Source organism: Streptomyces sp. NPDC053367 (genome assembly GCF_044545925.1).
In the GTDB taxonomy this organism is placed as follows: Bacteria; Actinomycetota; Actinomycetes; order Streptomycetales; family Streptomycetaceae; genus Streptomyces.
The window spans coordinates 39,661-60,368 of record NZ_JBITYN010000005.1 but is presented as its reverse complement, the minus strand read 5'-3'; the positions used below and the strand labels follow the sequence as shown (position 1 = coordinate 60,368).

Below are 20,708 nucleotides of genomic sequence, written 5' to 3'. Positions count from 1 at the left end.
CCCTCAGAGCCCCAACTCCTGAGCCAGCACCGCCGCTTGCACCCGGCTGCGCAGCTCCAGCTTGCCCAGCAACCGGCTGACGTGCGTCTTCACCGTCGCCTCGGCCATGTCCAGACGGGCCGCGACGTCCGCGTTGGACAGCCCCTCGCCGAGACACGCCAGCACCTCGCGCTCCCGCCGGGTGAGAACGTCGAGGACGGCAGGATCGGCCTTCGGCTGCCGTACGGGACGGGCGGCGAACTCGGCGATCAGCCGCCGGGTCACCGCCGGGGCCACGATCCCCTCGCCGCACGCGACCGTCCGCACGGCCTCGATCAGGTCCCGCGCCTCGGTGTTCTTCAGCAGGAATCCCGAAGCCCCGGCCCGGAGCGCCCCGAACACATACTCGTCGAGGTCGAAGGTGGTCAGCACCAGCACATCGGCGAGCCCCTCCGCGACGACCTTCCGCGTCGCCGACACCCCGTCGAGCCGCGGCATCTGAACGTCCATCAGCACCAGATCGGGCCGCAGCTCCCGGGCCCGCTCCACCGCCTGCTCGCCGTCGGCGGCCTCACCGACCACCTCGATGTCGGGCGCGCTGCGCAGGATCAGCACCAGCCCCGCCCGTACGGCCGACTGGTCCTCCGCCACCAGCACCCGGATCATTCCCGCTTCCCTTCCTCGATGTCCGCGATCGGCAGAGTGGCCCGTACGGCCCACACCTTGCCGTCGGCCGAATCCTCCGGGCCGGCCTCGAACGTGCCCCGCAGCAGGGCCACGCGCTCCCGCATGCCGATGAGCCCCGCCCCGGACCCAGGCGCCCGCGGCCCGTCCCGGTCACCGAACGGGCTCGTCACCGCGAGGGCCAGCGAGCCGCCCTGCTGCCGCAGCCGTACGGTGACCCGGCCGGGCCCCGCGTGCTTGAGGGCGTTGGTCAGCGACTCCTGCACCAGCCGGTAGGCGGCCAGTCCGACCGGCGCGGGCAGCCCCTCGCCGCGGTCGGCGTCCACGGTGACGTCGAGGCCGTTGGCGCGGGCGCCCTCCACCAGCGAGCCCAGCCCGTCGAGCGTCGGTGCCGCGGCCGGCTCCAGGTCGCCGCTGCTGTCCCTGAGGATGCCGATCAGGCGGCGCATCTCGGCAAGCCCCTGGACGCTGTTCTCCCGGATGACCCCGAGGGCCTCACGGGAGGTCGCCGGGTCGTCCAGGGACAGCGCCGCCGTGGAGTGGATCGCGATCGCCGAGAGGTGGTTGGCCACCATGTCGTGCAACTCCCGCGCCATCCGGGCCCGTTCGGCGGTCACGGCCTGGGCGCGGTCCATCTCGGCCAGCAGCGCGGTCTGTTCGGCCCGCAGCCGGGCCGCTTCGGCGGCGTCGCGGTGGTTGCGCACGATCGCGCCGGTGGCGGCCGGGCCGAAGGAGACGATGGCCGCGCCGAGACCGACCAGCAGCGCCTCCGGCTCGCGCCACCAGATCAGGAAGCCGAGGGTGATGCCGATGCTGATCAGCCCGGTGGTGACCGGGATACGGCGGACCGCGGCCGGGGTGCCGTACAGCACGGCCGCGTAGGCGAGGTCCGTGAACATCAGGATGGTCGCCGGGTTGCCCGGGGTCAGGGCGTCGGCGAACAGCGCGGCGGTGCCCACGACCAGGGCCGCCTGCGGCCGCACGCGGCGCAGGGTCTCCATGGCCGCCGTCACGGCCAGCGGGATCAGCGCCCAGTCGTACGACACCAGCCCGCTGCCCGCGATGTCCAGGCCGAGCAGCCACATCACCAGACCGCCGAGCAGCCCCGCGACGGCGAGGTACACGTCGAAGCGGTGCGGGCGGGGGAGCGCGAGCGGCATGCCCTCATCCAACACCGCCGCCCGGCCCGGCGCGTGCATCCCGGGAAGGGTCCTGGACTGCATCTTTCGATGTACCCGCGGTTCCTCACCGGCGACGACGAAACCGGCCCCGCGCCGGGCGAGCCTGGAAGGGTGACCGAGAGGAGCGAACCGTGATCGTCGGACTGATCGTCGCCTGCGAGGTGGCCTTCTGGGCGCTGCTGGCCGCGGGACTGTCCTTCCGCTATCTGCTGCGGATGCCGCGTGTGGGCCTGGCGCTGCTGCTGTGCGAGCCGCTGCTGGAGGCCGTGCTGTTCACCGTCACCGCGATCGACCTGAAGAACGGGGCGCAGCCCGACTGGAAGCACGGCCTGGCGGCGGTGTACATCGGCTTCACCGTCGGCCTCGGCCACTCCACCGTCAAGTGGGCCGACGCCCGCTTCGCCCACCGCTTCGCGGGCGGCCCGCCACCGGTGCGGCCGCCGAAGTACGGCACCGCCCGCGCGGTCCACGAGTGGAAGGTCGCCGCCCGCTGGGTCCTCGCGGCCGCGGTGGCCCTGACCCTGCTCCAGTGCGCCGTCTGGTACGTCGACGGCGACGGCGACACCAGCTCCCTGCGCGCCTGGCAGCAGCGCATGCTCTGGGTGATCGGCATCAATCTGGTGATCGCCGCGAGCTACACACTGTTCCCCAAGCGGCAGAAGGTGGGCTAGCGCTCCCCGCCGGGGACCCAGAGCACGTCGCCCTGCTGCTGGTTGGCCGCGCGCGCCAGGATGAACAGCAGGTCCGACAGCCGGTTGAGGTAGGTCGCCGTCAGCGGGTTCATCGCCTCGCCGTGCACCTCCAGCGCGGCCCATGTCGAGCGCTCGGCCCGCCGTACGACCGTGCAGGCCTGGTGCAGCAGGGCCGCGCCCGGGGTGCCGCCGGGCAGGATGAAGGAGCGCAGCTTCTCCAGGCGCTCGTTGAAGCGGTCGCAGTCCGCCTCCAGCTTGTCGACGTAGAACTGCTCCACCCGCAGCGGGGGGAACTCGGGGTTCTCCACCACCGGCGTCGACAGGTCCGCGCCCACGTCGAACAGGTCGTTCTGCACCCGGGTGAGGACCTTGACGATGTCCTCCTCCAGGCCGCCCAGCGCGATCGCCGTGCCGATGACCGCGTTCGCCTCGTTGGCGTCGGCGTAGGCGGCGATCCGCAGATCGGTCTTCGGCACCCGGCTCATGTCACCGAGGTTCGTGGTGCCCTTGTCGCCGGTCCGCGTGTAGATGCGCGTCAGATTGACCATGAGGTCAGGGTAGTTATGCCCCGCCGCCTCCACCGGTGTGATGTCCGTCATGTGAGACGTGACGCGCATTACTAACCGGTCACACAGCGGCTCACGCCCGCTAGTGTCCGCCGTGAGCAAACGTAAACAGCGTGTATGCACACAAGGGGAGTCGGAGTGGCACGGAAGCTCGCCGTCATCGGGGCCGGTCTCATGGGTTCCGGCATCGCCCAGGTCTCCGCGCAGGCGGGCTGGGACGTCGTCCTGCGCGACGTCACCGACGAGGCCCTGGCGCGCGGCACGGACGGCATCAAGGCGTCGTACGACAAGTTCGTGAGCAAGGGCAAGCTGGACGCGGCCGACGCCGAGGCCGCCCTCGGCCGGATCACCGCGACCACCGACCTGGACGCGGCCGCCGACGCGGACGTCGTCGTCGAGGCCGTGTTCGAGAAGCTGGAGGTCAAGCACGAGATCTTCCGCACGCTCGACAAGATCGTGCGCCCGGAGACCGTGCTCGCCTCCAACACCTCCGCCATCCCGATCACCAAGATCGCGGCCGTCACCGAGCGGCCCGAGCGGGTCGTCGGCGTGCACTTCTTCTCGCCGGTGCCGATGATGCAGCTCGTCGAGCTGGTCCGCGGCTACAAGACCAGCGACGAGACCCTCGCCGCCGCGCGGGAGTTCGCCGAGTCCGTCGGCAAGACCTGCATCGTCGTCAACCGTGACGTCGCCGGCTTCGTGACCACCCGGCTGATCTCGGCGCTCGTCGTCGAGGCCACCAAGCTCTACGAGTCGGGCGTCGCCAGCGCCGAGGACATCGACCTCGCCTGCAAGCTGGGCTTCGGCCACGCCATGGGTCCGCTGGCCACCGCCGACCTCACCGGCGTCGACATCCTGCTGCACGCCACCGGCAACATCTACACCGAGACCCAGGACGAGAAGTTCGCTCCGCCGGAGCTGATGCGCCGGATGGTTGACGCCGGTGACATCGGCCGCAAGAGCGGGCAGGGCTTCTACAAGCACTGAGACACCGGGCGACCGAAACCGCACACCACTCAGGGGTGTCACGCCTCGGGGTGAATTCGGTATCGGTTCGCTTACGGACTGCAACCTCTGGCAGCGCGACGCCGTCAGAGGTTGCAACCGTGGCACGCAGAACGCGGCACCACACCCATCGCATCGCGGAGCACCAGACGCACGCACAGGAGCGCATATGCACATCAGGGGCGACCACGCCGAGGTGGTCGTCGGGGGCCGCCTCGACGTCCGCACCGCGGCGGACGCCCGTACGGTCCTGCACTCGGCCGTCGACGACGGAGCCGGCGATCTGATCCTGAACCTGTCCGAACTGGACTCGTGGGACGCCACCGGACTCGGCGTGATCATGGGCGCCCACCGACGGGCCGGCCGCTGCGGTCGCCGCCTGGTGCTGCGCGGCGTACCGCCGCAGATGCAGCGCCTGCTCGTGGCCACCCGGCTGCACCGGATCCTCGCCATCGAGGGCGGACTCGGCGTGGAGTCGCTGCCCCGCGTGTGAGCGCGCGTACGGCCGGTGACCAGGACCCGGACGTCAGGCGTCGAAACACCCGACGGGCCCAATCCTCACAAGACCGTGATGTCTCGGACGGACCGGCACCCCGGACTGTCGCGGATACCGAGCGAAGGTTTACGGTTCGCTTGCCCGCCGCCAGAAACCCACGAGCGGGTACCGGACCAGAAGCGACAGCGCAGTGTGCAGCAAGGCCGGGAGGGGCTCACGCCACACGACGCTTTTGGGGGCTAGACACCGATGGACCCGAACACCCGGGGCTCCGGGGCGGGCGGCCACGACAGCGCCGGCCAGCCGCCGCGCCAGCGCCCGCCCAGAGACCCCCTGACCAACGACCTCGGCCAGCACGGGCCCGGCCAGGCCCGGATGGTGCAGCTCGTCTCCGGCGAGTACCTGCTGACCGTCAACCCCGTCGACGGCAGCGAGATCGAGCTGTGCCCGCCTGACCGGCGGCCCGCCGCGCCCGAGAAGCGCACCGCCGCCGAACGCGCGGAGGCCGCCCGGGCCGCCGCCCCGCCGGTCCCGCCCGGACCGGCGCGCGCCGAACTGCCGCTGCTGGGCCGTGAGGACGAGCACGAACGGCTCGTCCGCCTCCTCGCCCGCGGCCGCTCCGTCCGCCTCACCGGGCCCGCCGGCTCCGGCCGCACCCGCCTCCTCGACGTCGTCGCCGCCGACTGCGCCGACCTCGCCCCCGACGGGGTCGTCCGGCTCAGCGGCTTCCGCCGCACCGCCGACGACCTGCTGCACGACCTCTTCCACGCCGTCCACCGCGCCCCCCTGCACCGGCTGGAACGCGCCGAACTGCTCGACCACGTCCGTGAGATCGGTGCCGTCGTCGTCCTGGACGACATCGAGTTCGGCGGCGCCGCCCTCGACGCGCTCCTCGACGCCACCCCCGAGTGCGCGTTCCTGATCGCCGCCACGCCGGACGTGCCCGCCCCGTCCGCCGACTCCGCGATCGAGGAGGTCTTCCTCGACGGCCTCGACCGCGCCGGCGGACTCCAGCTCCTCGAGCACGCCGTCGGCCGCACCCTCACCGAGGACGAGGCCAACTGGGCGGGCGACCTGTGGTTCGAGTCCGAGGGCCTGCCCCTGCGCTTCGTCCAGGCGGGCGCCCTGCTGCGGCAGCGCGACCGGCTGCGGGCGGGCGTCGACGCCCTCGACGAGTACGGCGTCTTCGAGCCCGAGGTCCCGCTGGAGGACGCCGTCCCCGGTGAGCCGCCGGCCGGCGAGGACATACCCCTGCCCTCCCTCGCCGAGGGCGCCGCGCCAGCCGCGCTGCTCGCCTCCCGGCTCAGCACCTCCGCCCGCGCCACCCTGCGCTTCGCCGTCGCCCTCGGCGGCGAGATCCCGCACCAGGCCCACCTGCCCGCCCTCATCGGCGACACCCACGCCGACGCGGCCCTCGGTGAACTCCTCGGCTGCGCCCTGGTCTCCCCGGTCGGCGGCCACTACCGCCTCGCCGCGGGCGTGCTGACCCAGCTGGAGGCCGCCGGCTACACCGACGACATCGACTCCTACGCCCTGACGGCCGCACAGCACTACACCTGGTGGGCGGGACACCCCTCGGTCACGCCGGAGCGGGTCTGCGCCGAGGCCGACGCCGTGCTCGCCGCACTGAGCGCGCTGGTGCCGCAGACCACCGTGCCCGCCGAGGACGAGGAGAGCCCGGCCGTCCAACTGGCCCGCACGGCCGCGCCCGCCTTCGCCGCCGGCCTGGGCTGGAGCGCCTGGGAACGCGCCCTGCGCTCCGGCGCGGAGGCCGCCCGGCTCGCCGGTGCCGTCTCCGAGCAGGCCTACTTCCACCACGAACTCGGCATCCTCGCCCTGTGCGGCGGACAGCTCGACCGCGCCCGCGCCGAACTGGAGGCGTCCATCGGCCTGCGCGGCGCCCTCGCCGACAAGCGCGGCACCGTCGCCGGCCGCCGCGCGCTGGCCCTGGTCGACGACCGCTCCGGTACGACACCGGGCCTCCTGGCGCCGGGCGGAGCGGGCACGGCCCCCGAGGAGGGGCCGGGCGCGGGGCTGTCCAAGAGCCGCCCGGGTCCGCTCGCCCCCGGCGCGTCCCCGGGGGGCCAGCCCGGCGGTCCTACCTCGACACCGGGCCGCGGCCTGCCCTACGGCGCCCTCGGCGGAGCCTCCGGCACACCGGCCGGCGGGCGTGGGGCCGACTCCGGCCCCGGCGCGGGAGAGCCGTCGTCCGGCGGCGTCCCGGCGGGCCTCGCGGCCTTCCCGCCGCTGCACCGGCCCGACGACGCCCCGGACCTGGTGACCGACCGGGCCACCGCCTCCGGGCCGCGCCGCGCCCTGCGCGGCGGGCTGCGCGGGCTGGCCCGGCGCAACCTCGCCGCCGCGGGTGCGGGCGCGCTGCTCGTCGCCGTGCTGGGCACGGTGGTGACCCTCGGCGCCACCTCCGACAACAACGACGTGGACGACCCCTCGAACCGGGTGGGCGTCAACCCGACCTCCCTCGACGGCGGGGGCGACGACGCCCCGGGCGCCGAGGAGACCGGCGAAGCCCCGGGCGGCGACACCGGGTCGGCCACCAGCCGGCCCACCGACACCGGCACCGGGGCCACCTCCGACGGCCAGGCGCCCCCCGAGACCACCGCCCCGCCGGAGCCGTCGGACACCCCGAGCGGCTCGCCCGAGCCGACGCCCGAGCCGTCGGTGAGCTCCACGTCGAAGAAGCCGCCGTCCGGGTCTCCGACGGGCCGTCCCACCATGACCCCGACGCCGACCGAGACGGGAAGCGGCAGCCCGTCGCCGACGCCCACGCCGACGGAGACGCAGACGCCCACCGAGACGCCGCCGCAGCCCCCCACCGACACCGCCGGCGGCACCGCCACCGCCTCCGCGAGCGCCTCGGAGTCCGGTGCCGCGAGCAGCCCGAGCAGCTCGGCCGACGTCATCTGACCGGCCCCGCGCACGCGTCAGGGCCGGGCTCCCGCGAGGAGACCCGGCCCTGGATGCCGTACGGCGAGGAGAAGCAGGTGGCGGTGTGGCTCAGAACAGCCGCAGCTTGTCGTCCTCGATGCCGCGCAGGGCGTCGTAGTCGAGGACCTGGCAGCCGATGCCGCGGTCCGTGGCGAGGACACGGGCCTGCGGCTTGATCTCCTGGGCCGCGAAGATGCCGCGCACCGGCGCGAGGTGCGGGTCGCGGTTCAACAGCTCCAGATAGCGGGTGAGTTGCTCGACACCGTCGATCTCGCCGCGCCGCTTGATCTCCACCGCGACGGTCTGCCCCTCGGCGTCCCGGCAGAGGATGTCGACCGGGCCGATGGCCGTCATGTACTCGCGGCGGATCAGGGTGTAACCCTCGCCGAGCGTCTCGATGCGGTCGGCGAGCAGTTCCTGCAGGTGCGCTTCCACGCCGTCCTTGATCAGACCGGGGTCCACGCCCAGTTCGTGCGAGGAGTCGTGGAGGACCTCCTCCATCGTGATGATCAGTTTCTCGCCCGCCTTGTTGACGACGGTCCACACACCGGCCTCGTCGCCCGCGCCCTCCTTCAGGGTGCAGGGCGGCGACATCCAGTTCAGGGGCTTGTAGGCCCGGTCGTCGGCGTGGATGGAGACGCTGCCGTCCGCCTTGACCAGGATCAGGCGGGGAGCCGAGGGCAGGTGGGCGGTGAGCCGGCCGGCGTAGTCGACGGAGCACCGGGCGATGACGAGACGCATGGTCCGCAACGCTACTCGACGGACGCGGGTGCACGCGATTCGCCCGCCCGCCGCCCGCGGCCACCCTGCCGGAAGCCCTGGAGACCGCCCCTTTTGATCCAGATAGCTCCTGTTCATCGATGGCCGATTGTGCGCACAACTGCCGTGTCCTATGTGCGCATTCTCCTGGTGCCGTCACCGTCGGTTGCCTACCGTATTAAACGGGAGGTTGCGATGTGTGTACGCAGCGTATCGATCGTCGCGGACTCCCTTATCTGTCCGGCAACCCCTGCTGGTGCGGGGGTGCGAGAGGAGAACCCATGTCGCTCGACGTCTCACCGGCCCTACTCGAACAGGCCGAGCGAGGCGAGGTCGACGAAGCAGCTTTCGTCGACTGCGTCCGGACCTCCCTGCCCTACGCATGGGAGATGATCAGCTCCCTGGTGGCCCAGCTGAAGGTGGACGGCGGACAGTTCGCCGACAACCAGACGCCTCCGCCGGACGAGCAGGCACGGGGTCAGCTGCTGCGTGCGCTCGCGAGTGACGCCATACGCGGGGCGCTGCAGCGGCACTTCGGGGTGCGGCTGGCCTTCCAGAACTGCCACCGGGTGGCGGTGTTCCCGCTGGACGCCTCCGCCGACGAGAGGCTCGCCCGCTTCACCTCGATCCGCGGTCAGCTGCTGAACCAGTCTCCGGAGCTTCGGGACTGCTGAGGCGGTTGAACAGCCCGCTTGCCGCTCCGTACACGGGAGGTGCAGCCTGTGTTGGGGCGGCAAGCATCCAGGGGGCACGGCGGTTCAGCGCAGCTGCGGGAGCACTTCGGCGCCCAGCCGCCGTACGTTCTCCTCCGTGGCCGTCAGATCGCCCGAGCCCTCGACGAGCAGCGCGAAGCGGGAGACACCGGTGCGCTCGGCGGTCGCGGCCAGCCGGTCCGCGCACAGCCGCGGGGTGCCCACGGGGTGCAGCCCGCAGAGCAGTTCGGTGTACGCCAGCGGATCGCGCATACGGCGTTCGCGGCCGTCCACCGTCATATGCGCGTCCAGGCCCTGCTTCAGCCAGCCCGGCATGGCCTTCAGCAGGGTCTCGGCCGCGTCCGTGCGCCGGTCCGCGATCTGGCAGACACCCGCCGACACATGGGGTGCCTCCCGGATCTCCTCCGGGGTGCGGCCGGCCGCCCGCGCGCACTGCCGCCACAGGGAGACCATCTCGGCCTTTTCCTCGTCCCCGACGTGCATGCCGAGCAGCATCGGCAACCCGCGCTCTGCGGCCAGCCGTACGCTCGCCGGGGAGGTGCAGGCGACCAGCACCTCGGGGCCCGCGGTGTCCGTCAGCGACTCCGACGGGCGCGGCACGACGGGGACTTCGCGGAAGGCGAAGCGCTCGCCGGAGGCCGCGACCGAGGGTTCGCGCAGCCAGCGCACCAGCAGATCGAGTGATTCCTGGAAGCCGTTCTCGTACGCGTCGAGACCCGCGCCGAACACCTCCAGGTCCACCCACGGCCCGCCGCGCCCGACGCCCAGCGAGAAGCGGCCGCCGCTCGTCAGGTGCAGCAGCGCGGCCTGCTCGCCGAGGGTCACGGGATGGGTGGTGGGCAGCACGCTCACCGCGGTGCCGACCCGGATCCGGCGGGTCCGCCCGAGCAGCAGCGCGGCCAGGGTGACCGCGGACGGGCAGGTGCCGTACGGCACGAAGTGGTGCTCGGCCAGCCAGACCGCGTCCAGCCCGGCCTCCTCCGCCACCTCGGCCGAGCGGACCGCCCGGTGCAGCGCCTCCCCCTGGCCCTGCCCCGGGAACTGGGCGGCCAGCACGAAACTTCCTACGCGCATCGCATTTCCTGCTTCCTTGGCTCCGACACGGAGCTCCCCCACCCGGCATAACCCCCCGACACGTGCCGAGGACACGGCCTGACGGAGTAATTTGCGGATTGTCTGCGGAATGGGCCGCCCGGCGGGGGACTCGACGGGCGCCCCGGCCCGCCGCGGCCCTCCGGGTGCCCCTGTGCGCGCCGCGTACGCTGGACGCGGACCGTCCTTCCTGTATAGCTCCGTGAGGTGTTCTGTGTCCCCGCGTCGCAACCGACCCAAGGGTGGCGATCTCGCGTCCGGCCGTGCCGCCGACGCCGACCGGCCGGGCCGCTACGGCGGCTGGGAGTCCTCGGTGGACTGGCACGGCGAGGACTGGACCGTGCGCCATGTGGCGGGCGCGAGCGCACAGGGGAAGACCTACCGCTGCCCCGGCTGCGACCAGATGATCCCCTCCGGTGTGCCGCATGTCGTGGCGTGGCCCGCGCACGCCGGCGTCGACGACCGGAGGCACTGGCACAAGGCGTGCTGGAACGCACGGGACCGCCGCACCACGCGGGTGCAGCGGTCCCGTAACGCGCCGAAGTTCTGAGGGAGTTGCCCCAGGGGCCTACACGTCCCGCTTCTCCAGCAGGGCGTAGGCGCCGGCGAAGGCCGCGGCGACCGCGACCAGCATGATCCACAGCGGGTCCCAGCCGGAAGGGCCGCTCTCGCTGAGGGAGTTGGAGTAGAACACGCTGAGCTGGTTCGGGATGGAGTACTCGAACAGCGCCTGGCGCAGGTCCTCCAGCGACGCCGAGAACATGAACAGCGCGATCACCAGCGGCGCCAGCACGGCGGCGATCATGATGGTGATGGCGCCCGCCGAGTGCCGGATGACCGAGCCGATCAGCAGCGACAGCAGCCCCAGCAGGGCGAGGTAGAGCGACACGCCGACCGTGCCCTTGAACCACTCCGCGCCGGTGGGCTCGCGGGCGTCGCTGAGCATGCCGATCTGGGCGACGGCGACCAGGCCGGAGGACAGCAGGGTCACCACGAACGCCAGCACGAAGAACACGATCGACTTCGCGGCGAGCACCCGGCCCCGGCTCGGGCACGCGGTCATGGTCGTGCGGATCATGCCGGTGCCGTACTCGGAGGCCGTGGTCAGCACGCCGAGCGTGATCACGCACATGGTGCCGAGCAGCAGCCCGAAGAAGCCGAGGCCCAGCGGGTTCTCGTCGCCGAGTCCGGCCTCCTCGGAGTTGGCCGCGACCACGCCGCCGGTCAGCAGGCCGATGCCGACGACCAGCAGCACGAACACGCCGAGCGTCCACATGGTCGACCGGATCGACTTGATCTTCGTCCACTCGGAGGCGAGCGCGTGCCCGAGGTGCGTGCGCACCACGGGGATGGGCGAGGTGTAACCGGCGTACGGCGAACCGGCCGCCGCCTGCGGCATCGGGGGCTGGGGCGTGCTCATCGGACGTCCTCGGACTTGGTCGTGTCTACGGAGGGGGTGGTGGGGGCGGCGGCAGGTGCCTGCGGCGCGGCCGCCGGGGGCTGGGGCGCGGGCGCGGCCGGCGGGGCGGGGGCCTGCGGCGGCTGGGCCGGGGCCCCCTGCGGAGTCTGCCGCAGGTACGGGTTCTCCGCCTGCGCCGTCCCGAACGGCTGCCCGCCCTGCTGGGGCGGCGGCGGGGCGTACCAGCCGGGCTGACCCTGGCCGGGGACCGGCATCGGCGGCTGGACACCGGGCGGCAGCGGCTGCTGGAGGCCCGCCTTCTGGTCGATGGTGGAGCGGTAGTCGACGGCGCCCTGGGTCATCCGCATGTACGCCTCCTCCAGGGATGCCTGGTGCGGCGACAGCTCCCACAGGCGTACGTCGGTGTCGTGGGCGATGTCGCTGATGCGGGGGAGCGGCAGCCCGGTCACCCGCAGGGCGCCGTCCTGCTCGGGCAGCACATGCGCGCCCGCCTCGGTCAGGGCGGAGCTCAGCTTCTCGCGCAGCTGCGGCTCGGTGTCGGGAGTGCGCACCCGGGCGAAGCCCGCCGAGTTCGCGGCGATGAAGTCCTGCACGCTCATGTCCGCGAGCAGCTGGCCCCGCCCGATCACGATGAGGTGGTCGGCGGTCAGCGCCATCTCGCTCATCAGGTGCGAGGAGACGAAGACGGTACGGCCCTCCGCCGCGAGCGCCTTCATCAGGTTGCGCACCCACAGGATGCCCTCGGGGTCGAGGCCGTTGACCGGCTCGTCGAAGAGCAGCACCTGCGGGTCGCCGAGCAGCGCGCCCGCGATGCCGAGGCGCTGGCCCATGCCGAGCGAGAAGCCCTTGGACCGCTTGCGGGCCACGTCCTGCAGACCGACCACGCCGAGCACCTCGTCGACCCGGCGGGCCGGGATGCCGGACAGCTGGGCCAGGCTGAGCAGGTGGTTGCGGGCCGAGCGGCCGCCGTGCACGGCCTTCGCGTCGAGCAGCGCGCCGACCTGGCGGGGCGCGTTCGGCAGCTTGCGGTACGGGTAGCCGCCGATCGTCACCTGCCCCGAGGTGGGGTTGTCCAGGCCGAGGATCATCCTCATCGTGGTCGACTTGCCCGAGCCGTTCGGCCCGAGAAAGCCGGTGACGGCGCCCGGCCGCACCTGGAAGGAAAGGTTGTGTACAGCGGTCTTGTCGCCGTAGCGCTTCGTCAGGCCGACTGCCTCGATCATGCTCCGCACCCATCGAAAGGTTCAGGACAGCGGGGCACACGCCCCCGTAAGGGTTAGGAGGATATCGGGGCGCTGACGGTTCCCTCCAAGAGCGGGTAAAGAACAGCCGCGAACACGCCACCGACTCAGGGCCTGTCGTTCGGATCAGCCCGGCGTCCGAACGACAGGCCCTAGGCGTCCCGGCGCTTCAGCAGCACGTAACCGCCGGCCAGCGCGGCGGCCACCCACAGCGCCATGATGCCGAGCCCGCCCCAGGGGCCGTACGGGGTGTCGTCGTCGACCGGGCGGACCACCTGCATGATCCTGCTGCCGGCCTGGTCGGGCAGATAACGGCCGATCTTCTTGGTCGCGCCGACGTTGCCGAGGATGTTGGAGATCAGGAAGAAGAACGGCATCAGGATGCCGAGGGAGAGCATCGGCGAGCGCAGCATCGCGGCGACGCCCATGGAGAACATCGCGATCAGCGCCATGTAGAGGCCGCCGCCGAGGACCGCGCGCAGCACGCCGGGGTCGCCGACGGACGCCTTCAGCGAGCCCAGCATCGACTGCCCGAGGAAGAACGCGGCGAAGCTGGTCGCCAAGCCCACCAGCAGCGCCAGCCCCGTCGCCACGGCGACCTTGCTGAAGAGGAACGTCGCCCGCTGCGGTACGGCGGACAGCGAGACGCGGATCATGCCGGTGCTGTACTCGTTGGACACCACCAGCACCCCGAAGACGATCATCGCGAGCTGGCCGAGACTCATCCCCGCGAAGCTGATGAAGGTGGGGTCGAAGGACAGTTGCTCGCGGGCGTCCAGGCGGGCGAACTCGTTCTTCGACAGCGCGGCGATCAGCATGCCCAGCGCGATGGTGACCACCACCGCCAGCGAGAGCGTCCACACCGTGGACGCCACCGACCGGATCTTGGTCCATTCGGAACGGATGACCTGGGTGGCCGCCATGCTCAGTCCCTCTTCCAGCCGTCGCCCCACGCCTGCTGCGGCGCAGGCGTTCCGGTGTGCGCGTGATACTCGACGGACTCGGCCGTCAGCTGCATGAACGCCTCCTCCAGGGAGGCCTGCTGCGGGCTCAGCTCGTGCAGCACGATCTGGTGCCGCGCGGCCAGCTCACCGATCAGCTCGGGCTTGCCGCCGTCCACCTCCAGCGCCCCGCTGCCGCTCTCCACCACCGTGATCCCGGCCTGGTGCAGCACATCGAGCAGCCGCTCGCGCTGCGGCGTACGGATCCGGACGTACGTCCGTGAATTGCGGGCGATGAAGTCGGCCATGGAGGTGTCGGCGAGCAGCCGCCCCTGGCCGATCACCACCAGATGGTCCGCGGTCAGCGCCATCTCGCTCATCAGGTGCGAGGAGACGAACACGGTCCGGCCCTGGGCGGCGAGCGATTTCATCAGGGTGCGGATCCAGTGGATGCCCTCGGGGTCGAGGCCGTTGACCGGCTCGTCGAACATCAGGATCCGCGGGTCGCCGAGCAGCGCGGCCGCGATCCCCAGCCGCTGCCCCATGCCGAGCGAGAACCCCTTGGCCTTCTTCCGGGCGACCGCCGTCAGGCCGACCGTGTCCAGCACCTCCTGCACCCGGGCCCTCGGGATGCCGTTGCTCTGCGCCAGGCACAGCAGATGGTTGAAGGCGCTGCGCCCGCCGTGCACCGCCTTGGCGTCCAGCAGCGCCCCGATGTACGTCAGCGGGTCCTTCAGCTGGTCGTAGCGCTTGCCGTCGATGCGGACGTCCCCGGCGGTGGGCCGGTCGAGGCCCAGCATCATCCGCATGGTGGTGGACTTGCCGGCGCCGTTCGGGCCGAGGAAGCCCGTGACGATGCCCGGTCTGACGGTGAAGGTCAGATGGTTGACCGCCACCTTCTCGCCGTACCGCTTGGTCAGCCCCTCGAGCTCGATCATGCGGCCACGCTAGAACGGGACAAAGCCCCCTGCCACTTCAGTGGCAGAGGGCTCGTCAGCCGTTCGGCGGAGCGTCGTCCGACGGTTACCGGGACTGCTGCGCCGGGACCCCGCGGGAGATCGGCTCGTCGTCGGCCGGGGTGCCGGCCGCGGCCACCGCGGCGCCGGTGAGCGTCGCGAGCATCTCGCGGACGTTCGTCAGCTGGGCGTTGATGGAGTCGCGGCGGTTGGTGAGGGCGGCCAGCTCACGCTCGGATTCCGAACGGATGCGGTCGGCCTTGGCGTTGGCGTCGGCCACGATGTCCTCGGCCTGGCGCTGCGCGGTCTCCACCGTCTGGCGGGCACGGCGCTCGGCGTCGGTGCGCAGCTTCTCCGCCTCCAGGCGCAGCTGCTCCGCGCGGTGCTCGATCTCCGCGAGGCGCTTCTCCGCCTTCTGCTGCCGGGACGCCAGGTCGCGCTCGGACTGCTCGCGGCGCTTGGCCAGGTTGGTCTCGAAGTCCGCGGCGGCCTGCGCGGCCTTGGCGCGGGTCTCCTCGAAGAGCGCGTCGGCCTCCTCGCGCTTGGACTGCGCGTCCTTCTGCGCCTCCGAGCGCAGCTGAGCGGCGTCGCTCTTGGCCTTCTCGACGATCCGGACGCCCTCGTCCTCGGCCTTGGCCTTGCGCTCGGCGGCGAACGACTCGGCGTCGTTGCGCACCTGCTGGGCGGCCGACTCGGCGAGCTCGCGGTGCTGCTCGGCCGCGCGGCGGGCCTCCTCGCGCAGGTCCTTGGCCTCTTCCTCGGCGAGGCGCAGGATCTTCTCGACGCGCGCACCGAGGCCGGCGTACGACGGCTCGGCGTCGCTCACCTGCGCCTGGGCGTTCTGCGTCTCGAGGTGGAGTTCCTCGATGCGCTTCTCCAGAGCGGTGATGCGGGCGAGAGCACTGTCACGGTCGGAGACGAGCTTGGAGATACGTTCGTCCACCTGAGCGCGGTCGTATCCACGCCGCACAAGCTCGAAGCCGTAGGGGGAAGTGTCGCTCATGGGGTTCCTGTCGAATGAGACCGGTGAGGTGATAGGTGGAATCCTAGGGGTCGGAACGGTGTGTCATCGAGCGGATGCGTGTTTGATCTGGAGAATGACACCTCTTTTGAGTGGCTGACCGGCGGATCGCTTGCCAAGTCCTGGGCAAAGCTCCCGGAACGTCTTGGGCAAAGGACCCAGAACACACCGGAACGCCCTGCCCTGACTAGCCGTCCGACGGCTTGCCACCCGAACGGGGGGCTCCCACCGTGGCGCCCGCCTTGACGCCCCCGTCCTTGGCCGGGGCCGGGGCCTCGAAGGACTCCAGCGCCTCCAGGACGTCCTGGACCCGGGAGATCTCGGCGTTGATGTCCTCGCGCCGGCGCACCAGGACCTCCAGCTCCCGCTTGCCCTCCTCGACCGTGCGCCGGGCCTCGCGGATCGCCTCGGCCTTGAGCTCCTCGGCCTCCTTGACCAGCTTGGCCTTCTTCTGCTCGGCCTCCTTCAGCAGGCCCTCGGCCTTCTTCACCGCGGCGATCCGCACCTTGCCGGCCTCGGAACTCGCCTCCGACACCAGCTCCTTGGCCTTCGCCTCGGCCTTGGCCAGCTGCTCCTCGGCGGCCTTGATCAGCGCGTCGCAGCGGTCGCCGGTCGACTTCATCGTCTCGGCGGCCTCCCGGCGGGCCCGCTCGTGCAGCTCCTCGATCTCGCTGGTGATGCGGTCGCGCAGCTCCTCCGCGCGCTCCCTTATCGCGGTCGCGTCCCGGCGCGCCCCGACCAGCAGCTCGTCGGCGTCCGTACGGGCCTTCTCCACCCGGGAGTTGCCCTCGATCGTCGCCTCGGCGACGATCCGCTCGGCCTCCTTGCGGGCCGCGCCCACCATGGTGTCGGCCTGCGTCTCGGCGTCCGCGGTGGTCTTCAGCGCCTGCTCCTGCGCCTCGCTGAGCAGCTTGTCGACCTCGGCCGTGGTCTCCGTGATGAGCGTGTCGACCTGCTCGGCAGCCTCCGAGCGCCGCTTGTTGGCGTCCTTGCGGGCCTCGTCGAGGGTGCGCTCGGCCTCCTCGCGGGCGGCCGCGGTGACCCGCTCGGCCTCCTCGGCCGCCTCCGCGCGCAGCCGCTCGGCCTCCGCCCGCAGCCGCTCGGCGTGCTGCTGCGCGGAGCCGACCGTCTCGGCGGCCTCGGCCCGCAGCCGCTCGGCGTCGCCGCTCGCGTCCGCGAGCATCTGCTCGGCGGCCGCCTTGGCCTCCGCGCGCACCCGCTCGCTCTCCGCCGCGGCATCGGTGGCGAGCAGCTCCGCCTCGGCCAGCGCCTCGGTCCGTACGCGGTCGGCCTCGGCCACCGTCTCGGACGTGAGCCGCTCGGCCTCCTCGCGCGCCTCGGTGCGCACCCGCTCCGCCTCGGCGGCCGTCTCGGTGGTCAGCTGCTCGGCGAAGGCCAGCGCCTCCGTGCGGACCCGCTCGGCTTCGGCGGCAGTCTGCGACGTCAGCTGCTCGGCGGCTGCCAGCGCCTCGGTGCGGACCCGCTCCGCCTCGGCGTTGGTCTCGTTCGTCAGGCGTTCGGCCTCGCTGCGGGCCTCGGAGATGAGGGTGTCCGCCTGCGTCGCCGCGTCCGAACGGATGCGGTTGGCGTCCTCGCGGGCGTCCGCCCGGGTCCGCGCCGCGTCCTGGTCGGCCTGAGCGATGGTGTCCGACGCCTCCGTACGCACCCGCTGGGCGTGCTCGGCGGCGTCCGAGCGCACCCGCTCGGACTCGGCCATCGCCTCGGCCATCGTGCGCTCGGCGAGCGCCTTGGCGGCCTCCGCCTCCTCGGACGCCTCCCGGCGCACCCGGGACGCGTCCTCACTGGCCCGCTCCCGCTCGGCGTAGGCGTCGGCGCGGACCCGGTCCGCCTCCTCCTCGGCCTCGCGGCGGGTGCGGTCCGCAGCGTGCTCGGCGGCCGAGCGCAGTCCGGCGATCTCCTCCTGCGCCTGCTCGTGCAGGCCCGCCACCGACTCGCGCACCTGCTGCGCGTGCTGCTCGGCGGCCGACACCATCTCGGTCGCGCGCCGGTCGGCCTCCTCGACCAGCCGGACCGCCTCGGCCTGCGCCTCCTCCACGCGCTTGCGCGCGCTCGCCAGCAGCTCCTCGCTCTGCTCGCGGGCCCGCTCGCGCTCCTGGTCGGCCTCCTGCCGGGCCGAGCCCAGCAGCTCCTCGGCCTCGCGGCGGCGCCGGGCGGCCTCCTCCTGTGCGGCGGCCAGCGTCTCCGACGCCTCCGTGCCCAGGCGCTCGGCGGCGGCCTGGGCCTCCGCGCGCACCCGGTCGGCGCTCTCCTGCGCCTCGGTCCGCAGCCGCTCCGCCTCGGTCGCGGCCTCGGTGCGCAGCCGTACGGCGACGGCCTCGCCCTCGGCGCGGGACGCCGACGCGTCGGCGGCGGCCTCGGTGCGCAGCCGCTCCGCCTCGGCCTCGGCCTGCTGCTGGAGCGTACGGATGCGCTCGGCGGCCTCGGCGCGCAGCCGCTCGGTCTCCTCGGCGGCCTCTCGGCGGATCCGCTCGGCCTCCTCGCGGGCCTCGGTCAGCGCCTGCTCGGCGGCGGCGAGGCGCTGCTCGGCCTCGCCGTGCAGCCGGGTCAGCTCCTCGGCGGCCTCCGCCTGCCGGGCCGCGACCGCGCGCTCGGTCTCCTCGCGCAGCTCCTGCGCGGCCCGCTCGGCGTCCGCGCGGATGCCGTCGGCCTGCTCCACGACCTCCTCGCGGTGGCGCTCGGCCTCCGCGCGGGTGCGCTCCAGGGTCTCCTCGGCCTGCCGGCGCAAGCTGGTCGCGCGCTCGATCGCCTCGGTGCGGACCTTCTCGCTGTCCGCGGTCGCGGTGCGGCGCAGCTCGTCGGCGTCGGCCTTCGCCTTCGCCAGCAGCTCCTCGGCCGACCTGGCGGCCTCCTCGATCTGCGCCACGGCCTCGCGCCGGGCCTCGGCGCGGATCTTCTCGCCCTCGTCGACCGCGTCGGCGCGGAGCTGCTCGGCCTCGCCGCGCAGCCGGCGTGCCTCCTCCTGCAGCTCGACCGTCTTGGCGCGGTATTCCTCGGTGTCGTCCTTCGCCGCGCCCTTGAGCTGCTCGGCGATGTCGTGCGCCTCGGCGCGCAGCCGGTCCGCCTCGGCCTCGGCCTCCCGGCGGATGCGCTCGGCCTCCTCGGCGGCGGCCCTGGTGGTCTGCTTGGCCTCCTCGGCCGCCTTGTTCAGGACGTCCTCGGCGGTCTTGGCCGCCTTCGACAGCTGGGTCGCGGACTCCTCGGCGGTGAGCGTCCGGGCCTTCTCGACGGCCTCGGCGATCAGCTTCTCGGCCTCCGCGCGGGCGTCGGCGAGCTGCTGCTCGGCCTCCGCCCTCGTGGTCTCGGCCTCCTTGGTGGCCTCGCCGACCAGCCGGGCGACCTGCTCCTTCGCGGTGCGGGTGCGGGTCTCGTTGGCGGCCTCGGCGCCGGCCAGCGCCTTGGCGGCGGCCTCCTTGGCCTCCGTGACGAGCTTCTCGGCCTCGGTCTGCGCCTTGCGCAGCGCCTCCTCGGCCTCGGCCATGCGCTGCTCGGCGGCGCGGGAGAGCTCGGCGGCCTGGCGGCGGGCCGCGTCGGACTCGCCGGCCGCGGACGAGCGCAGCTGCTCGGCGTGGTCGGTGGCCTCCTGGGCCTGGGTGGACGCCGCGTTCAGCAGCCGCTCGGCGTCCGCGCGGGCGCGGCGCAGCAGCTGCTCGGCCTCGGTGCGGGCGGTCTCGGCCTCGGACTGAAGCCGCTGGCGGGCCTCGGCGGTCAGCCGTTCGGCCTCCGCGCGGGCGGCGGCCATGGCCTGCTCGGCCTCGGCGCGGGACTCCTCGAGCAGCCGGCGGGCCTGGGCCTCGGTGCGGGCGCGCAGCTGCTCCGCCCAGGCCACGTTCTCGTTGACGTGCGACTCGACGGTCTGCCGGCGCTCGGCCAGCTCCTGGTCGAGCTGCTGGCGGCGCGTCACCGCCTCCTGGTGCAGCTCGGCCTGGAGCCGGGCCGCCTGTTCGGCGTGCTCCTGCAGGATGCGCTGGGTCTGCGCCCGGGCCTGGCTCAGCTCGCGCTCGGCGTCGGCGCGGATCTGGTCGGCCTGCATCTGCGCGTTGCGCAGCAACTGCTCGGCCTGGTAGCCGATGTCGGCGCTGTCGTAGGCGGGCCTGGTCATCAGGGTGCGGCGCGCCTCGTGCAGCTTGGCGCGCAGCACCTCGACCTGGTAGCCGAGGTCCTCGGCGTGCTGGATCGCCTTTTCCCGCTCGGTCCTCAGCCGCTTCATCTCGGCCTCGAACCGAGAGAGGTGGTCGACGTCAGCCGCCGGCTCTCGCTCCTGGCTCTCGTAGCCCCGCACTGCGCGGTCCCATCCGTCCCCTGGTCGCAAGTCTTTCCGAACGAGCTCCGTCCATCCGCCGAACGGGGCCCCCGGGGAATGGTGTCAGATCAACGGCGGAGCTTGGGCTGCTGCCCGGTGCTCGTCCCCCAAAACCGGACCCCGGCGTGCGGACGCCCGCGGAACAGGCGGGCGACCGCACCCAACCCTACCGGCCCTTATGTACGGGGGTCAGTGCTCAGGTGACTCAACGGCCGCCGAAGTCACCAGTTCCGTGAGGACGCCGTGGCAGTCCTTGGGGTGCAGGAAGGTGATCCGGGACCCCATGGAGCCGCGCCGGGGCTCGTCGTAGAGCACCCGGACGCCCTTGCCGCGGATGGCCTCGGCGTCCCCGTCGACGTCCGCCGTACCGAAGGCGATGTGGTGCACTCCCTCGCCGTTCTTGGCGAGCCACTTGCCGACCGCGGAGTCCTCGCGGGTCGGTTCGAGCAGCTGGAGGTAGGAAGCGCCTCCGTCGGACGTATCGTTGATCTTGAGCATGGCCTCGCGCACGCCCTGCTCCTCGTTGACCTCGGAGTGGAAGACTTCGAAGCCGTAGGTGGCCCGGTAGAACTCGACGGTCTTGTCGAGGTCGAAACAGGCGATCCCGATGTGGTCGATTCGCGTCAGCATGGAACTCAGTGGAGCGCTCCGGAGGTGGTTACGCAACGTGCGCGCGATCACACCGACCGCCCGAT

The 20,708-nt window shown here is 72.7% G+C and carries 18 protein-coding genes; 6 read left to right on the top strand and 12 right to left on the bottom strand.

Translation table 11 applies throughout. The features are described from left to right. Positions 1 to 3: 3 nt before the first annotated feature. Positions 4 to 645: a response regulator gene (locus ACIGXJ_RS15635; RefSeq protein WP_399644977.1), complete on the bottom strand. Its 642-nt coding sequence runs from the start codon at positions 643 to 645 to the stop codon at positions 4 to 6. Further along, entirely contained in the window at positions 642 to 1,823 is a 1,182-nt protein-coding gene (locus ACIGXJ_RS15630) for a sensor histidine kinase (RefSeq protein ID WP_399644975.1), read from the bottom strand. The genes ACIGXJ_RS15635 and ACIGXJ_RS15630 overlap by 4 nt, the downstream gene beginning before the upstream one ends. Before the next feature lie 152 nt (positions 1,824 to 1,975). Here ACIGXJ_RS15630 and ACIGXJ_RS15625 point away from each other — a divergent pair, with 152 nt between their 5' ends. Next, positions 1,976 to 2,515, top strand: coding sequence for a hypothetical protein (locus tag ACIGXJ_RS15625; RefSeq protein WP_399644973.1), 540 nt, complete (start codon positions 1,976 to 1,978; stop codon positions 2,513 to 2,515). On the opposite strand, the gene ACIGXJ_RS15620 is transcribed toward ACIGXJ_RS15625, so the two are convergent. Beyond that, complete coding sequence (locus tag ACIGXJ_RS15620) at positions 2,512 to 3,084, bottom strand: cob(I)yrinic acid a,c-diamide adenosyltransferase (protein ID WP_399644971.1); 573 nt, start codon at positions 3,082 to 3,084, stop codon at positions 2,512 to 2,514. The two genes, ACIGXJ_RS15625 and ACIGXJ_RS15620, sit on opposite strands and share 4 nt — an antisense overlap. Positions 3,085 to 3,240: 156 nt before the next feature. On the opposite strand from ACIGXJ_RS15620, the gene ACIGXJ_RS15615 reads away from it, so the two are divergent. The 3 genes from ACIGXJ_RS15615 to ACIGXJ_RS15605 all read left to right on the top strand — a co-directional run bounded on the left by ACIGXJ_RS15615 (position 3,241) and on the right by ACIGXJ_RS15605 (position 7,528). Further along, complete coding sequence (locus tag ACIGXJ_RS15615) at positions 3,241 to 4,089, top strand: 3-hydroxyacyl-CoA dehydrogenase family protein (RefSeq protein ID WP_399644969.1); 849 nt, start codon at positions 3,241 to 3,243, stop codon at positions 4,087 to 4,089. A gap of 187 nt (positions 4,090 to 4,276) precedes the next feature. Then, positions 4,277 to 4,600: an STAS domain-containing protein gene (locus ACIGXJ_RS15610; protein WP_399644967.1), complete on the top strand. Its 324-nt coding sequence runs from the start codon at positions 4,277 to 4,279 to the stop codon at positions 4,598 to 4,600. A gap of 252 nt (positions 4,601 to 4,852) precedes the next feature. Continuing rightward, entirely contained in the window at positions 4,853 to 7,528 is a 2,676-nt protein-coding gene (locus ACIGXJ_RS15605; RefSeq protein WP_399644965.1) for an ATP-binding protein, read from the top strand. Positions 7,529 to 7,618: 90 nt separating this feature from the next. On the opposite strand, the gene nucS is transcribed toward ACIGXJ_RS15605, so the two are convergent. Continuing rightward, complete coding sequence (gene nucS, locus ACIGXJ_RS15600; RefSeq protein WP_399644963.1) at positions 7,619 to 8,290, bottom strand: endonuclease NucS; 672 nt, start codon at positions 8,288 to 8,290, stop codon at positions 7,619 to 7,621. A 299-nt stretch (positions 8,291 to 8,589) separates the two neighbouring features. Here nucS and ACIGXJ_RS15595 point away from each other — a divergent pair, with 299 nt between their 5' ends. Then, on the top strand, positions 8,590 to 8,982 hold the full coding sequence (locus ACIGXJ_RS15595) for an SCO5389 family protein (RefSeq protein WP_399644961.1): 393 nt from the start codon (positions 8,590 to 8,592) through the stop codon (positions 8,980 to 8,982). An 84-nt stretch (positions 8,983 to 9,066) separates the two neighbouring features. Here the strand turns inward: ACIGXJ_RS15595 and ACIGXJ_RS15590 are convergent, their stop codons facing one another. Further along, entirely contained in the window at positions 9,067 to 10,095 is a 1,029-nt protein-coding gene (locus tag ACIGXJ_RS15590) for an LLM class flavin-dependent oxidoreductase (RefSeq protein ID WP_399644959.1), read from the bottom strand. A gap of 232 nt (positions 10,096 to 10,327) precedes the next feature. Between ACIGXJ_RS15590 and ACIGXJ_RS15585 the strand changes: the two genes are divergently transcribed. After that, a complete protein-coding gene (locus ACIGXJ_RS15585; protein ID WP_399644957.1) occupies positions 10,328 to 10,663 on the top strand; it encodes an ATP/GTP-binding protein in 336 nt (111 codons plus the stop codon). A gap of 18 nt (positions 10,664 to 10,681) precedes the next feature. On the opposite strand, the gene ACIGXJ_RS15580 is transcribed toward ACIGXJ_RS15585, so the two are convergent. The 7 genes from ACIGXJ_RS15580 to mce form a co-directional block, all read right to left on the bottom strand. Then, a complete protein-coding gene (locus tag ACIGXJ_RS15580) occupies positions 10,682 to 11,533 on the bottom strand; it encodes an ABC transporter permease (protein ID WP_399644955.1) in 852 nt (283 codons plus the stop codon). After that, positions 11,530 to 12,756, bottom strand: a complete 1,227-nt coding sequence (locus tag ACIGXJ_RS15575) for an ABC transporter ATP-binding protein (protein ID WP_399644953.1) — start codon at positions 12,754 to 12,756, stop codon at positions 11,530 to 11,532. Before ACIGXJ_RS15575 ends, ACIGXJ_RS15580 begins: the two co-directional genes overlap by 4 nt. Before the next feature lie 170 nt (positions 12,757 to 12,926). Next, positions 12,927 to 13,697 (bottom strand): ABC transporter permease, encoded by a 771-nt coding sequence (locus tag ACIGXJ_RS15570; RefSeq protein ID WP_399644951.1) that lies wholly within the window; start codon positions 13,695 to 13,697, stop codon positions 12,927 to 12,929. A 2-nt stretch (positions 13,698 to 13,699) separates the two neighbouring features. Then, entirely contained in the window at positions 13,700 to 14,653 is a 954-nt protein-coding gene (locus ACIGXJ_RS15565) for an ABC transporter ATP-binding protein (protein ID WP_399644949.1), read from the bottom strand. Between the two features lie 85 nt (positions 14,654 to 14,738). Further along, on the bottom strand, positions 14,739 to 15,674 hold the full coding sequence (locus ACIGXJ_RS15560) for a cellulose-binding protein (RefSeq protein ID WP_399644947.1): 936 nt from the start codon (positions 15,672 to 15,674) through the stop codon (positions 14,739 to 14,741). A gap of 205 nt (positions 15,675 to 15,879) precedes the next feature. Then, positions 15,880 to 19,992 (bottom strand): polarized growth protein Scy, encoded by a 4,113-nt coding sequence (scy, locus tag ACIGXJ_RS15555; RefSeq protein WP_399644945.1) that lies wholly within the window; start codon positions 19,990 to 19,992, stop codon positions 15,880 to 15,882. Between the two features lie 210 nt (positions 19,993 to 20,202). Further along, positions 20,203 to 20,643, bottom strand: coding sequence for a methylmalonyl-CoA epimerase (gene mce, locus ACIGXJ_RS15550; protein WP_399644943.1), 441 nt, complete (start codon positions 20,641 to 20,643; stop codon positions 20,203 to 20,205). Positions 20,644 to 20,708: the final 65 nt, after the last annotated feature.

Bases quoted from the DNA above. Each gene is read 5' to 3' on its own strand.
- ACIGXJ_RS15580 (WP_399644955.1), bottom strand. From the start codon at position 11,533: ATGAGCACGCCCCAGCCCCCGATGCCGCAGGCGGCGGCCGGTTCGCCG.
- nucS (WP_399644963.1), bottom strand. From the start codon at position 8,290: ATGCGTCTCGTCATCGCCCGGTGCTCCGTCGACTACGCCGGCCGGCTC.
- mce (WP_399644943.1), bottom strand. From the start codon at position 20,643: ATGCTGACGCGAATCGACCACATCGGGATCGCCTGTTTCGACCTCGAC.
- ACIGXJ_RS15630 (WP_399644975.1), bottom strand. From the start codon at position 1,823: ATGCCGCTCGCGCTCCCCCGCCCGCACCGCTTCGACGTGTACCTCGCC.
- ACIGXJ_RS15560 (WP_399644947.1), bottom strand. From the start codon at position 15,674: ATGAGCGACACTTCCCCCTACGGCTTCGAGCTTGTGCGGCGTGGATAC.
- ACIGXJ_RS15565 (WP_399644949.1), bottom strand. From the start codon at position 14,653: ATGATCGAGCTCGAGGGGCTGACCAAGCGGTACGGCGAGAAGGTGGCG.
- ACIGXJ_RS15575 (WP_399644953.1), bottom strand. From the start codon at position 12,756: ATGATCGAGGCAGTCGGCCTGACGAAGCGCTACGGCGACAAGACCGCT.
- ACIGXJ_RS15590 (WP_399644959.1), bottom strand. From the start codon at position 10,095: ATGCGCGTAGGAAGTTTCGTGCTGGCCGCCCAGTTCCCGGGGCAGGGC.
- ACIGXJ_RS15605 (WP_399644965.1), top strand. From the start codon at position 4,853: ATGGACCCGAACACCCGGGGCTCCGGGGCGGGCGGCCACGACAGCGCC.
- ACIGXJ_RS15610 (WP_399644967.1), top strand. From the start codon at position 4,277: ATGCACATCAGGGGCGACCACGCCGAGGTGGTCGTCGGGGGCCGCCTC.
- ACIGXJ_RS15595 (WP_399644961.1), top strand. From the start codon at position 8,590: ATGTCGCTCGACGTCTCACCGGCCCTACTCGAACAGGCCGAGCGAGGC.
- ACIGXJ_RS15620 (WP_399644971.1), bottom strand. From the start codon at position 3,084: ATGGTCAATCTGACGCGCATCTACACGCGGACCGGCGACAAGGGCACC.
- ACIGXJ_RS15635 (WP_399644977.1), bottom strand. From the start codon at position 645: ATGATCCGGGTGCTGGTGGCGGAGGACCAGTCGGCCGTACGGGCGGGG.
- ACIGXJ_RS15570 (WP_399644951.1), bottom strand. From the start codon at position 13,697: ATGGCGGCCACCCAGGTCATCCGTTCCGAATGGACCAAGATCCGGTCG.